This window comes from Vreelandella populi, assembly GCF_003989825.1.
Classification (GTDB): Bacteria; Pseudomonadota; Gammaproteobacteria; order Pseudomonadales; family Halomonadaceae; genus Vreelandella; species Vreelandella populi.
Genome location: NZ_RZHE01000008.1, coordinates 72,625 through 87,635, shown reverse-complemented (window position 1 = coordinate 87,635; position 15,011 = coordinate 72,625). Strand labels below are relative to the sequence as shown.

The window sequence follows — 15,011 nt, the reverse complement described above, 5'->3', positions numbered from 1 at the left end:
TCACTCTTTAGATGCTGTCTGGATTACTGATTGTTCTTTTGCCCCTGATAGTGGGCTATTTAATACGCATTCGTTCTACTCATCTGCAGCAATTTATCAACCGGGCCGTCAGCGGCTCGGTTTATCTTATTTTGCTATTCATGGGGATTAGCCTGGCCGGGCTTGAGAATCTGGCAAACCAGCTTTCACGCCTGGGGGGTAATGCGTTACTGCTGTTTGGTATCACCACGGCGTTTAATCTGGCCGCTCTCTGGTGGCTATCGCGCCGGGTAGCGTTAAAAGCGGGCAATTCACCCGTGGTCAAAGATGCACCTACCAGTAAGCTTGCGGCGATGAAGGGTTCATTGCTCTTGCTGGCCGTGGTAGCGGGCGGCGTTATAACAGGCCTGCTGCTTGGCCCCTGGCTAGGTGAAGCGCTGTTTACCACTGCCGACCTCATGGCCGAGTGGGTGCTTTACGCGCTATTGGTGCTGATTGGCTGTCAGCTGCGTAATTCCGGCATGCCGCTTAGGCAAATACTGCTCAACCGGCTAGGGCTGGCTATTGCTATAACGCTGGCGATTAGCTCTCTTCTGGCTGGGCTGGCCGCGGCGCCCCTACTCTCACTTAGTTGGAATCAAGGCCTTGCCATGGCCTCTGGCTTTGGCTGGTATTCGCTTTCAGCCATTTTGATCGGTGACCAGTTAGGCCCGTTACTAGGCGGCGTGGCGTTTTTTAACGATTTGGCTCGCGAGTTACTGGCTTTTGTTCTGATCCCACTAGTAATTCATCGCCATACGGCACTCGCCATTGGTTATGGCGGTGCGACCTCTATGGACTTTACCCTCCCTGTGATTCAGCAGCATGGCGGCGTCGCATGTGTACCCATCGCGGTTGTCAGCGGGTTTATCCTGTCGCTGCTTTCCCCTCCGCTGATTTTGTTCTTTCTTTCACTTTCTGCCTAAGGTGGCGGGTGTTTAGCTGTCAGGCTATCTATCCAAGCTATCTGCAATAACTAACGGCATCGTTTTCTGCCGAACGGTCTACCTGCAAGCCAAAACGCTCTCTGACTCAATTCGCTCCAGAGAGCGTTTTCTCATCATCCAATTTTCAGGCCACTTTACTCAACCTCTTTAAACTTTTAACAAATGAATAGAAATTTTATTCAAATAATGATCCACACTTACTTACCAATCTGTTAAGAAATAAAATAAATTCAAATAAGTATAAAAAAAGGAAATATTTAACTCTCGTTAATATCTTACTTAAACACCATATTTTTTAAATGCTTATTAACGTTAAAGAGCCTTTTTTTCAACGTTAGGGATATCTACTTCACCATTGCCCAACGTGGAGGGTTGATTTAGGTTATGGTTGATTAAAACCTCACCAGCGTATGCTTTTTCAACTAAGCTACTTTCATAAAAACTTTCAACGAGAGGCATGGCTGAGCGGTTGGTGGCAAAGAGACAGGAATTTTTTAGAAAAAGTGAGTTATCTAATTAAGCAAGTATTACCATGATAATCCAGGGAGGTGGACCATGGGGGGAGTGGCTTTGGGTGAGGTTACTACTGATAAAAGCGAGCCGGACGAGAGCATAAAAGAAGTTGGCAGAAACTTGAAGCTAACCCCAGTCAGAACTTCTTTTATCTCTCATGATGCAGTTACTAATTATTGTAACCGCAGCGTTACTGATAACCCTCATAATAATGTTACTGTTAAAAACAATAAAAATCCCCCTGATTCTCCACAACGCATTTTATTTGTTACCACCGAAATTACCGATTTCGTTAAAGTCGGTGGTTTAGGTGACGTTTCATCGGCCTTACCCAGAGCCCTGTCGGTACATCACGATGTACGTGTACTCATTCCTGCCTATCGGGAAATACTCGAATCCGGGTATGACATTATTCCCGTTGGCCACTTGCCCGCCTTCGCCGACTTACCTGCTTGCGATATAGGCAAGATAACTTGCCGCGATGGTCTGATCCTGTATGTACTGCTGTGCCCTGAACTTTATGACCGCGAAGGTACTCCTTACGGGACGGGCTCCAGCGGCTATGGCGATGGTCAAGATAACGGCTGGCAGGATAACGATATCCGTTTTGCCAGACTCTCCAAGGCGGCGGCCAATATCGCACTAGGCGAGGCAAATCTTGATTGGCGGCCCCAGTTATTGCACCTCAACGATTGGGCGTGCGGCCTGGCGCCGGCCTATATGCACTGGCAAGGGCGGTCCATTCCAAGCGTATTCACGATTCACAACCTGGCGTATCAGGGCATATTCAATGCTTCGCGCTTGGGAGCGCTCGGCATCCCCGATGAGGCGTTTCATATTGAAGGTGTTGAGTACTACGGTGACCTTTCGTTCATGAAAGCAGGCATCGTCTATGCCTCGCATGTCACTACGGTCAGTGCTACCTACGCTCAGGAAATCACTACGCCTAAATTCGGCTGTGGCCTTGATGGCCTGCTGCGCTGCAAAGCCGACCAGGGGCTACTAAGCGGTATTCCCAACGGTATTGATGACTCTTGGGACCCGCGTACGGATAGCCACCTGATTCAGGCCTTCTCCTCCAACGATTGGCGCGGCAAGCGTGCCAATGCTGACCATGTCCGCCGTCATTTCGGCCTGCGGCCCAGTCAGGGGCCGCTATTCGTGGTGATCTCGCGCCTTGTCCATCAAAAGGGGCTTGACCTGACCATCAAGGCTGCCAAGGCGATTGTCGATGCCGGTGGGCAGATCGTGTTTATGGGCAGCGGTGAGTGGGATGTTGAGGAAGCGCTGCGCGAGCTGGCCATGCGCTTTCAGGGGGCCATTGCCGCCTACATCGGTTTCGACGAATACCAGGCGCGCTGCCTGTTCGCCGGGAGTGATTTCCTGCTGATGCCGTCACGCTTTGAGCCCTGCGGATTGAGCCAGATGTATGCCCAGCGTTTCGGCTCACTTCCCATTGCCCACAGAACCGGCGGACTGGCAGACACGATTGAAGATGGCGTGACGGGCTTTCTGTTCGACGACATGCAGTTCGGCAGCTATATGAGGGCGATTCAGCGCGCTTTTGCGGTACATAAGTCGACTGATCTGTTCAACGCCATGCGCGGCGCGGCCATGACCGGACGCTATCACTGGCGCCAGTCCATCGTGCCTTATACCAAGCTTTACCAGCAGGCACTTGAGCAGGAGTTGGTAAACAATGTCTGACCCAACTCGATTTCAACCCATTTTCGGCGCGCAGGTTATCGGGGAAGAGCAGACACGGTTTGCGCTCTGGGCGCCGGACGCGCAACGGGTAGATGTGGAGGTCGAAGACCTACCCAGCGCCACCATGGTGAAAGCTGATGACGGTTGTCTCACCGCTGAGATTGCTTGCGGACACGGCGCTCGTTACCGCTACCGCATATTCGGTGATGATGACGATGAGGGCAGCCTGATACCCGACCCTGCCGCTCGCGCTCAGGCCGGTGATATCGACGGGCCTAGTGTAGTGATTGATCCCAACCACTATCAATGGCGGAATCAAAGCTGGCAAGGGCGCCCCTGGCATGAAACGGTGCTCTACGAGCTTCATGCTGGCACGCTGGGCGGCTTTGAGGGCGTTCGCCGACGCCTTCCCTATCTTGCCGAACTGGGTATCACGGCCATCGAGCTTATGCCGGTCTCGGAGTTTCCCGGCGCGCGCAACTGGGGCTACGACGGTGTGCTGCCCTACGCGGTGGAAGCCTCCTACGGCAGCCCTGATGAACTGAAAGCTCTGGTCGATGAAGCCCATGGCCTGGGCCTGATGGTGTTTCTCGACGTGGTGTATAACCACTTCGGCCCGGACGGTAACTACTTGGCAAGCTACGCCAGTACTTTCTTTCGTGAAGATCTCACCACGCCCTGGGGCCCTGCCATCGACTTTCGTCAGCCCCAGGTACGGCGCTACTTTATCGACAATGCCTTGATGTGGCTTGAGGAGTATCGCCTGGACGGCCTGCGCTTCGATGCCGTTCATGCCATCAGCGAGCAGGACTTCCTGGTCGAGCTGGCCGAAACGGTACGCACCCGGATAACTCCTGAGCGGCATGTTCATCTGGTGCTGGAGAACGAAGGCAATACCGCCAGCCTACTCAATGCTGAGCAGTTTAACGCCCAATGGAATGATGACTGGCACAACGTTATCCATGTTCTCCTGACCGATGAGACCGAGGGCTATTACAGTGATTTTGTCGACGATGCCACAGCTCGGCTAGCCCGCTGCTTAAGCGAAGGATTTATCTATCAGGGCGCGCAGACACGCCATGGCCATACCCGCGGCGAGCCTAGCGCCCATTTGCCTCCCACGGCCTTTGTGGCGTTTCTGCAAAACCATGACCAGACCGGCAACCGCGCCCTTGGCGAGCGGCTAAACTCTCTGGCGAACCCCGACGCCCTAGCAGCCGCCACAGCACTACTGCTGCTTTCACCCATGGTGCCCTTGCTGTTCATGGGCGAAGAGTGGGGGGCTACTCAGCCCTTTTTATTCTTCACCGAACATAACGAAGAGCTCGCTCAGGCAGTGCGCGAGGGGCGCCGGGCTGAGTTTGCCGATTTCAGCGCCTTTCTGGATGAGAAGGCCCGTGAGCGCATACCTGACCCCAATGCCCTGAGTACCTTTGAAGCTTCAATTCCCGACTTTGACGCACGTGGAACGGCTCCCCATGACGCTTGCCTGGAACGCTATCGCACCCTGCTGGCACTCCGTCATCAGCATATCGTGCCGCGCCTTCAAGGCGCACGGTCATTAGGCGCCGAGCAAATCGGCGACAAGGCCATACTGGCCCGCTGGCAAATGAGTGACGAAACCCACCTGGTGATAGTACTCAATCTTGGGGAGCATCCGGCAGCCACTCGGGGCCTGGGGGTAGGCCAATTACTTTATGAAACCGACGTGGGGGTTGCGAAGGCTGCCCAAAGCGGCCGGATACCGCCCCGCGCCGCTACCGCCTGGTTACTCCATAACCCGGGTGACGAGGAGGTAAGCGCATGAAAGATAAGTTGAGACAACTCGCTGAAGCCGCCGGGTTATTGCTTGATTGGGAAAACAGTGACGGCGAACCGTGCCAGTTGCCTGAGTCGGTTCAACGTACCCTGCTGGAAATACTCGGGTTTCCAACCGAGAATGAAGCGGCGCTTGATGAAAGCCTGCAGCGTCTGAAACGTCTGCACGCGCCGGAACGCCCTGCCGAGTGGCCACCGTTGATCACCGCTGATCTTGATACGTCCATCACGTTGCCATCGTCACTGGCCCCCGGCACAGCATTTATATTAATGCTTGAGCAAGGCAGCCGCGTAGAGGGCACGCTAGATAGCGATGGCACGCTGCCCGGTATTGCAGAAATCGGTTATCACCAGTTGCACATCGCCGATACCCAACTGACCCTGGCGGTCGCTCCACAGCGGTGTTTTTTCCCTAATGGAGCTGGCGATGAATCCACGCCCCGCTTATGGGGCCTGGCCGCCCAGCTTTACGCCCTGCGCCGCTCTGGGGATGGGGGCATTGGTGATGTCCTGGCGCTGGAAAACTTTGTCGCCCCGGCGGCAAAACTTGGCGCGGACGCGCTGGCTATCAGCCCCACGCACGCCATGTTCAGTGCCAACCCTGATAATTACAGCCCCTATTCGCCTTCTACGCGGCTTCTTAACAACGTGCTGTATAGCGCACCGGAAACCATGTTAGGTGAAGACCGCGTTCGCGATGCCCAGGCACGCAATGGGCTGCAGGCAGAACTTCGCCGCCTGGAAGCCGACGATTTACTCGACTGGCCCGAGGCGGCCCGGGCCAAGCTCTCTTGGCTGCGGTTTCTTTACGATGATTTTATGGCTTGCCAGGATGACGACACTCAAGCCCTACGCCGTAAAATGCAGACATTCCGCGAGGTGGGGGGCGAACTCCTAGAAGATCACTGCCGTTTTGAGGCCCTGCAAAGGGAGTTCGGGCCCAGTAACTGGCGTGACTGGCCGACGGCGCTTCGCGACCCTGCCAGCCCTGAATTGGCTCGTTTTGCCGAGACCCGCGCCCACGAAATAGGCTTTCACGTCTTTCTGCAGTGGCTAGCCGCCGATGGCCTGACGCGCGCCCAGCATGCTGCTCGCGAGAACGGCATGGCGATAGGCTTAATTGCTGACTTGGCCGTGGGCGCGGACGCCGCGGGTAGTCAGACATGGAGCCGCCAGGAAGATATGTTGGAAGGCGTCTCCATAGGCGCGCCCCCTGACCTGTTTAACGGCCAGGGTCAAAACTGGGGGCTGGCTGCCTTTTCGCCCTTCGGCCTGAAACGTTCGGGTTTTCGTAGCTTTATCGATATGTTGCGTAGTGCCTTTGCCCATGCCGGTGGACTGCGGATTGATCACGTTCTTGGCTTGATGCGCCTATGGCTGGTACCTCAAGGTGCTTCCGCCACTGAGGGTGGCTACCTGCGTTATCCATTGGACGACATGCTACGCCTGGTGGCGCTGGAATCCTGGCGTCATCGCGCCATTGTCATTGGCGAGGATCTTGGCACCGTGGCGCCGGGTTTTCGCCAGCAGCTGGCCGCACGCGGCATATTGGGCATGCAGGTGCTATGGTTCGAGCAGGATGAGGAGCAAAACTACTTGGCTGTAGATAAGTGGTCCCCCGATGCGCTGGCTACCACCTCAACTCATGACCTGCCCACTGTAGCCGGCTGGTGGGCGGGCCGCGATATTGAATGGCGCGACCGTCTTGGATTGTTCAAGGCTAACCAGAGCCTGGAGGGCGAACAACAGGCCCGTCGTCATGAACGGGCCAAGCTTGCCACAACGCTTGGACTGCTGGGCAGCAAACCGACCACCCAGACCCTGGAAGCTGCCGACATTCCCGCCTCGCAGGTGCTTGATGCCTGTGCCCGCCATCTGGGCGGCACCTCCGCCCCGCTGGTACTACTGCCGGTAGAGGATGTTCTGGGGCTCGAAGAGCAGGCCAACCTGCCCAACAGCACAGCTGAACATCCGAATTGGCGCCGTCGCTGGGCAACGGATGCCAGCGACCTGCTGGCATCCGACGAAGTTCATCAGCGGCTTGGCGCATTGGCGCTTTCGCGCAGCGGTGAGCTAAAAGAACCGACCTCACCATCTGCCCTGTTTGGGAGGCCGTCTCATGAATGAGATTCGCGCGACGCTTCGGCTCCAGTTTCATCGCGATTTTACACTGGCGGATGCTGAACGCTGGGTAGACTACTATGCTGCTTTAGGCATCAGCCATATCTATGCTTCACCGCTTCAAATGTCACGCGCGGGGTCCCCGCATGGCTACGACGGCGTTGACCCCACCCGCATCGACCCTGAACTAGGCGGTGAGGCCGCTCTGAAAAGCCTGGTGACCCGACTGCGCGCCCACGATATGGGATTGGTTCTGGATATTGTGCCCAATCACTTGGCGGTGGGCGGCTCGGAAAATCCGTGGTGGCAGGACGTGCTGGCCTGGGGTGGCGACAGCCCCTACGCAGGGTTCTTCGATATCGATTGGCACTCTCCTGACCCTACGCTTAACGGCAAACTGCTCGTGCCGTTTCTTGGCGCCGCCTATGCCGAAGTACTCAACTCAGGCGAATTGACACTGGACTACGACGCCGAGGCGGCAAGCTTTCACGTCGATTATCACGAGCACCGTTTTCCTATCGACCCGCGTCACTACGGCGACATACTGCATTTTTCCGAGCACAACGCGCTGTATGAGCAGGCGGCTTTTTTTGAAGCCCTGCAGCAAGACGAAGACGCTTACACGTCTACCCAGGATGCGCGTCGTCAGTTAAACAAGGTGATGGAATCGCCCGAGGCCCAGGCGTCGCTCAGCGCCGTCATGAAACTGTTCAATGGCACGAGTACTAACGCCGCCACTAGGCTTCATGCCTTGCTGGAACGTCAGCACTACCGCTTGGCGTGGTGGCGCACCGCATCCGATGAGATTAACTGGCGGCGTTTTTTCGACGTTACCGAACTGGGCGGGTTACGCATTGAAGACCCGAAAGTCTTTGAGGCCGTACATGCCCTGCCGTTACGTCTGGTCGAGGAAGGCTGGGTCGACGGCCTGCGCGTTGACCACGTTGATGGGCTGGCCGACCCTCGGGGCTACTGCCTGCGTCTGCGCCAGCACCTGGATGCGCTAGAGGAAAAACGCCCAAGCGATGCGCCGCGCAATGTCACCCTGTATGTGGAAAAGATTCTGGGCGACGGCGAGACGCTACATACCGACTGGGGCATAGACGGCACCAGCGGCTACGAGTTCATGAACGAAGTCTCGGGGATACAGCACGACCCAGCTAACGCTGCCCCCCTACGTCAACTATGGCATGAAGTCAGTGGTCGTAATCCTGACTTTTCGTCCGAGGTGCGCCTGGCCAGACGCGAGGTACTTGCCTCCTTGCTGGCCAGCGAGTTTTCTGCCTGCGCCCGCGCCCTGCATGCTGTCGCGCGTGCTCAATTGAGCAGTCGCGACATTACCCTGGCCGCGATTCGCCGTGCCTTGGAAGCGTTGATTGTCCACTTCCCTATCTACCGCAGCTATGCCGATGACACCGGCCGCCCCGATGCCGATCACCCTTTCTTTACCCAGGCAATGCAGGGTGCACGCAAAGCGCTTAACCCGCCGGACATTGGCGTTCTTGAAGCGCTTGAGCGTTGGCTGGGCGGTGAGCCACCGCATGATTGCACCAAGGATAACGAGCGACAGCTGCGCCAGCGCGCGATTACTCGCTTTCAACAGCTGACCTCGCCGGTTGCCGCCAAGGCGGTGGAAGATACCGCTGGGTATCGTAGTGCGGTACTGATTTCGCGTAACGATGTGGGCTTTGACGGGGAGCACTTTAGCCACTCCGCCGAGTACTTCCATAAGGCGAATGCCCGGCGTGCCCGTGACTTCCCTGGCTCCATGGTGACCACCGCTACCCACGACCACAAGCGAGGCGAAGATGTACGTGCCCGGCTTGCCGCGCTGAGCGAGCACGCGGTGATGTTTACAAGCCAGGTTGAGCGTTGGCGGAAAATGGCTGCACCGCTGCGCCAGTCATTGCCTGAGGGGCTTGCGCCCTCACCGGGCGATGAGCTGATTCTCTATCAAATTGTACTGGGCGCCTGGTCGCCGACGTTTGATTCGCAGGACAATGAGGCGCTTGAGCATTTTAACCAGCGACTCGCCGAGTGGCAGTTAAAAGCCCTGCGCGAAGCCAAGCTGCGTAGCCACTGGCTGTGGCCCGACGAGGCTTACGAATCGGCTTGCCGCACATTTTTAGAAGGGTTGCTGACCACAGCGCCCTTGCGAGATTCGATCGCCGCAGCTGCGCGCACCCTTGACCTTCCGGGCGCCATTAACGGCCTGGTACAGACGGTACTGCGCCTAACCGTACCCGGCGTGCCGGATCTTTATCAGGGAAACGAGTTCTGGGACTACAGCTTGGTAGATCCGGATAACCGCCGCCCAGTCGACTACGGCCTGCGTAAAACAGGGCTTGATCAGGCGCTGCCGCCCGCCGAGGCCCTGCGCACCTGGCGTGATGGGCGAGTAAAACAAGCACTGATTGCCCGTTTGCTCAAGCTTCGCCAACGCCATCCGCTGCTGTTCGACCAAGGCGACTATCGCCCGCTTATGGCAGACGGCGAACTTGCCAATCACGTGGTGGCTTTTACCCGCCGCTATACCGGCTACCAATTATTGGTGGTGGTCCCCCGACTCACCGCCAACCTGCTGGATAACACCGACAGGCCGCATATTCCACAAGAACGCTGGGAGGACACGTGCCTGCAACCTGACCCCGGTTGTTGGCGAAGCGTTTTAACCGAGGCAACCCTGGAAGCAGGCAGCGCCGGCATTTCTGTTGCCAGCTTGCTTGCTGAGCTACCCGTGGGAGTTTTTCTGCGCGCTGACCACATGGACAGCAGCACTGAAGCCCCGCCCTTCCATCCACATAGTGAATTATCGAAATAGGCATAGGGAGAGCTGAGATGACTGACGAAGAACGCGTACGTCAATTGGCCTACAGCATTTGGGAAGCTGAAGGGCGCCCCGAAGGGCAGCAGCAACAACATTGGGACAGGGCAACCAAGATAGTGGCTGCCGAACAAGCCGCTGGCAACGAAGCCGAGCTTGACGAAGTGGGCGAACCCCTTGACGAGGCGCCCATTCTGGAAGATGACCTCCCTCTGGAAGAGGACGAGATGGGCATTCAGGAGAGTCGCCTGCCGCTAGAGGATCCCAATGGCGATCCCTCATTCGATGAAGCCCCCTTTCGAGATGATATGTCGGTAGGACAGGACGTGCCTGTACAGGACCGTGGCCATCCGCCCCAGGAACCTACACCCGACGAAGCGGTAGGCTCAATGGAGCCAATGCCGGAAGAGTCCGCCACTGTAAAACGCGCCCAGCGCCCGCGTCGTAGCAGTGAAGCTTTGACTGCAACCGACGAGGCTGATGCGCCCCAACCGGCCAAGAAATCAACACCCGCTCAGCCTAAAAAGACGCCCGGATCAGGAAAATCACAGTCCAGTAAAACAGTTACCAAGAAAACCACGACCAAAGCGAAGAAGCCAAGCGAGCGGAAGTAAAGCGACCACTCATAAGAGCACTCAAAAGGCTCAAGGATGAATGAGATGCAGACAAGCCAAACCACGCGGGACGGCGATGACTCCGTTGCGACCGACGAAGCCCCTAGCGTCATGCGGCGCTCGCGCGTGCACGAAGGATGGTCGTTTCCCTTAGGCGCTAACTGGGATGGCCTGGGGGTGAATTTCGCGCTTTTTTCGGCGCATGCTACCCGGGTTGAGCTATGCCTGTTTGATGAAACGGGCGAGCACGAGCTGGAACGTATCGAACTCCCCGAATATACCGACGAAGTGTGGCACGGCTACCTTCCAGACGTGCGGCCTGGTCAACTCTACGGCTACCGTGTGTATGGGCCTTACGCACCCGAAGAGGGGCATCGCTTCAATCCCAATAAGCTGCTGCTTGACCCCTACGCCAAGCAGATCGTGGGCGAGATCAAGTGGGACGAGGCGCTATTCGGTTACACCATTGGCCATCCGGATGGCGATCTGAGCTTCGATGAACGCGACAGTGCCGAGTTCATGCCGAAATGCAAAGTAGTTGACCCGGCCTTCACATGGGGGCGCTCGCGAGGGGTGCAGCTTCCCTGGGACAAGACCATTGTTTATGAGACCCATGTTCGTGGCTACACCATGCGTCATCCGTCGGTACCTGAAGCGCTACGCGGTACCTTTGCCGGGCTGATGGTCAACGATGTGGTCGACTACATTCGCTCGCTGGGCGTGTCGTCGGTCGAGCTTCTGCCCATCCACGCGTTTGCCGACGATCAGCACCTGCAGGAGCAAGGGCTGCACAACTATTGGGGCTACAACACGCTAGGCTTCTTTGCCCCTCATTCGCGCTATCTGTCTGGTGAAAGTGTGAATGAATTCAAGGAGATGGTCGCGCGCTTTCATGCCGCCGACCTGGAAGTTATTCTTGACGTGGTCTACAACCACACGGCTGAAGGTAACGAGCTCGGCCCAACGCTCTCCCTCAAGGGGATCGATAACGCCTCCTACTACCGACTGATGCCGGATGAGCCGCGCTACTACATCGACGACACCGGCACCGGTAACACGCTGAACCTGAGCCACCAGCGCGTTCTGCAAATGGTTACCGACTCCCTGCGCTACTGGGCCACGGAAATGCGCGTTGATGGCTTCCGTTTCGATCTGGCGACCATACTCGGGCGCGAGCCTCACGGCTTTGATGAAGGTGGCGGCTTTCTCGACTCCTGCCGCCAGGACCCGGTACTTAGCCGGGTCAAACTGATTGCCGAACCTTGGGACTGCGGCCCCGGCGGTTACCAGGTAGGTGGTTTCCCGCCGGGTTGGGCGGAGTGGAACGACCGTTACCGCGATACCGTGCGTGCTTTCTGGCGCGGCGATGAAGGCAAACTTCCAGAGCTTGCCACACGGCTTATGGGCTCGGCGGACTTATTCAATCGCCGCGGTCGGCGACCGTTTGCGTCGGTCAACTTCGTCACCGCTCACGACGGCTATACCCTGTTTGATCTGGTGGCCTACAACGATAAGCATAACGAGGCAAACGGCGAGAATAACCAGGATGGCCACAGCGACAACCTGTCGTGGAACCACGGCGAAGAGGGTCAGAGCGACAATGACGAGATTCAGGCGTTGCGGTTACGCCAGATTCGTAACTTTATCGCCACTACGCTGTTTTCCCAGGGCACACCCATGTTGCTGGCGGGCGATGAACTGCTGCGCACCCAGCAGGGCAACAATAACGCCTACTGTCAGGACAACGAGATCAGCTGGCTGGACTGGAACCTCGACGGTAACGCCCACGCCATGATCGAGTATGTGCGCCGAGTGACGGCGCTGCGGCTGCGCTACCCCATCCTGCGGCGCGGACGCTTCCTTTCGGGTGAATATAACGAGGAAATGGGGCTCAAGGAAGTGACCTGGCTGGCCCCGGATGGCAATGAAATGAGCGTTGAGCGCTGGGAAGACTCTGAGGCCCGAACACTAGGATTGATGCTGGACGGTCGTGCCCAGCCCAGCGGCATACGCCGTGCCGGTGCCGACATTACCTTACTGCTGATTTTTAATGCTCACCATGACTCAGTGGCGTTTCACTTACCCGAAGCACCCAGCGGTGGGGGCTGGTTATGCCGACTCGATACCAGTTGGTCCACCGAGGAAGAAGCTTTCCAGGGCGCTAATGGCCAGCGTTCTTCTGGCCAACGTTCTTTTGGAGAGGAACATGTAATGGAAAGCCGTTCGCTGGCCCTGCTGGAGCTGGTTCAACTAGAGCAAGTGCAGCAGGCTGATAACGCCGCAACCTAGCCATGAGGCAGCGCGTCTAAGCTTAAGGGCATTTTCGTGCTGCAAGGAGAAGCATGCAATGAGTTCATCTGTCACTCCAGCCTCACCTGCCCTACCGGCGCAAGAGCAGGAACCTAACGATGTTCTGACGGCTGTCCAGGCACCGCGCATTGCGATTGAAGCCGTCATGCCCTCCCTAGATAACGGACGTTTTGCAGCTAAGACGGTGATTGACGAGCCAGTACTGGTCAAGGCGACAATTTTCGCTGACGGCCACGATGTGCTGGCGGCAGCCGTGTGCTGGCAAGATGATGAGGGACGACAGCAGCGTGTTCCCATGCAGCCGGCCAAGCCTCTGGGGTTGGATGTATGGGAAGGCAGCTTCACCCCGACGCGCGTGGGCCGCCACACGTTTACTATCGAAGCCTGGTGGGATATTTACGCTACCTACCGCTATGAGCTTTCCAAGAAGCACCAGGCAGGCGTTCCCATCAGCCTCGAACTCGAAGAAGGCAGACAACTGATCGAACGCGCCGCTGAGCGCGCTTCTGGAAACAACAATGAAGCGCTCAACGAGGCACTGGTTGCTCTTCATGAACAGTTTCAACTGGCTCCTCAGGAGGGCGAACGTGTTGCGCTGCTGCTGGATAGCGACACGGCACAGTTGATGCACGAAGCGGACTCACGCCCGCACCTCACGCAAAGCGATGTTACCTATCCTTTAGATGTGGAAAGGCTCAAGGCACGCTTTGCCAGCTGGTATGAGCTGTTCCCCCGCTCGGAAACTGACAACCCCAACCGCCACGGCACGTTCAAGGACGTTCACAAGCGGCTACCCATCATCCGCGACATGGGCTTTGACGTGCTCTATTTCCCGCCCATTCATCCGATTGGCCGCAAGCATCGCAAAGGGCCCAACAACAGCCTGGAAGCCGGGCCAGACGATCCCGGCAGCCCCTACGCGATCGGAAGCAATGAAGGTGGTCACGAGGCCATTCACCCTGAGCTCGGCACCCGCGAGGATTTCCGCGAGCTGGTGCGTGTGGCTGGCGAACATGGCATGGAGATAGCGCTTGATTTCGCCATCCAGTGCTCGCCGGATCACCCGTGGCTTAGGGAGCACCCCGGCTGGTTCTCCTGGCGTCCCGACGGCTCGATCCGCTACGCCGAGAACCCACCCAAGAAGTACCAGGACATCGTCAACGTCGATTTCTACGCCAAGGATGCTGTTCCTGAGCTGTGGACCGAGCTGCGCGATGTGGTGCAGGGCTGGGTCGATGAAGGAGTGAAGATCTTTCGCGTTGATAATCCGCATACCAAGCCGCTGCCTTTCTGGGAGTGGCTAATCGGCGATATCCGCAGGCGTGACCCTGATGTGATCTTTCTGGCGGAAGCCTTCACTCGCCCGGCCATGATGCTGCGCCTGGGCAAGCTGGGTTTTACCCAGAGCTACACCTACTTTACCTGGCGGCACACCAAGGCCGAGCTGACGGAATATTTTACCCAGTTGAACGAGGCGCCGCTGCGCGATGGTTACCGGCCGAACTTCTTCGTCAACACGCCAGATATCAACCCTTACTTTTTGCAGTCTTCCGGGCGGGCCGGTTTTCTAATTCGCGCCGCACTTGCCACGATGGGCTCAGGCTTATGGGGCATGTACTCAGGATTTGAGCTCTGCGAAGGCGCCCCGGTGCCAGGCAAGGAAGAGTATCTCGACTCTGAAAAATATGAGATTCGCCCGCGTGATTACAGCGCACCCGGTAATATCGTCTACGAGATCACCCAGCTTAACCGACTTCGGCGCGAAAACCCGGCGCTGCATACCCATCTGGGTGTGACCTTCCACACGGTACACAACGACCGCTTGCTGCTCTTCACCAAGGCCACCGACGCACTTGATAACGTGATTCTTGTTGCTGTGAATCTTGATCCTTTCGAACCTCAGGAGGGCACGTTCGAGTTGCCTTTGGCGCTGTTCGGTCTACCGGAGGAGGCAGCGCTGCATGTAGAGGATCTGATGAGTGGAAAACGCTGGACGTGGCAGGGCAAATGGCAGTCGGTGCGGCTCGAACCCGACGTCCTGCCATTCGCCGTCTGGCGCATTTACCCGGTTCACTAGTCGGCTAACTCACTATTCAGGGCAATGTATTTGTAGTGGATTCAACGATGAGCCGCTCTATC

Annotated in this window: 8 protein-coding genes; all 8 read left to right on the top strand. The window is 57.1% G+C overall.

Annotated elements, in window-relative coordinates; all coding sequences use genetic code 11:
- Positions 1–11 precede the first annotated feature (11 nt).
- A complete protein-coding gene (locus ELY25_RS09960; RefSeq protein WP_126951135.1) occupies positions 12–944 on the top strand; it encodes a LysO family transporter in 933 nt (310 codons plus the stop codon).
- Positions 945–1,520: 576 nt separating this feature from the next.
- Positions 1,521–3,185 (top strand): glycogen synthase GlgA, encoded by a 1,665-nt coding sequence (gene glgA / locus ELY25_RS09955; protein ID WP_126951134.1) that lies wholly within the window; start codon positions 1,521–1,523, stop codon positions 3,183–3,185.
- Positions 3,178–4,992: a malto-oligosyltrehalose trehalohydrolase gene (gene treZ, locus ELY25_RS09950; RefSeq protein WP_126951133.1), complete on the top strand. Its 1,815-nt coding sequence runs from the start codon at positions 3,178–3,180 to the stop codon at positions 4,990–4,992. Before glgA ends, treZ begins: the two co-directional genes overlap by 8 nt.
- Positions 4,989–7,130, top strand: a complete 2,142-nt coding sequence (gene malQ / locus ELY25_RS09945; RefSeq protein ID WP_126951132.1) for a 4-alpha-glucanotransferase — start codon at positions 4,989–4,991, stop codon at positions 7,128–7,130. The genes treZ and malQ overlap by 4 nt, the downstream gene beginning before the upstream one ends.
- Positions 7,123–9,945, top strand: a complete 2,823-nt coding sequence (gene treY, locus ELY25_RS09940) for a malto-oligosyltrehalose synthase (RefSeq protein WP_126951131.1) — start codon at positions 7,123–7,125, stop codon at positions 9,943–9,945. The genes malQ and treY overlap by 8 nt, the downstream gene beginning before the upstream one ends.
- 17 nt (positions 9,946–9,962) lie before the next feature.
- On the top strand, positions 9,963–10,562 hold the full coding sequence (locus ELY25_RS09935) for a DUF2934 domain-containing protein (RefSeq protein WP_126951130.1): 600 nt from the start codon (positions 9,963–9,965) through the stop codon (positions 10,560–10,562).
- A 45-nt stretch (positions 10,563–10,607) separates the two neighbouring features.
- Positions 10,608–12,851, top strand: a complete 2,244-nt coding sequence (gene glgX, locus ELY25_RS09930; protein WP_126951129.1) for a glycogen debranching protein GlgX — start codon at positions 10,608–10,610, stop codon at positions 12,849–12,851.
- 58 nt (positions 12,852–12,909) lie between these two features.
- Positions 12,910–14,949: an alpha-1,4-glucan--maltose-1-phosphate maltosyltransferase gene (locus ELY25_RS09925; RefSeq protein ID WP_221885499.1), complete on the top strand. Its 2,040-nt coding sequence runs from the start codon at positions 12,910–12,912 to the stop codon at positions 14,947–14,949.
- The last annotated feature ends 62 nt before the right edge of the window (positions 14,950–15,011 follow it).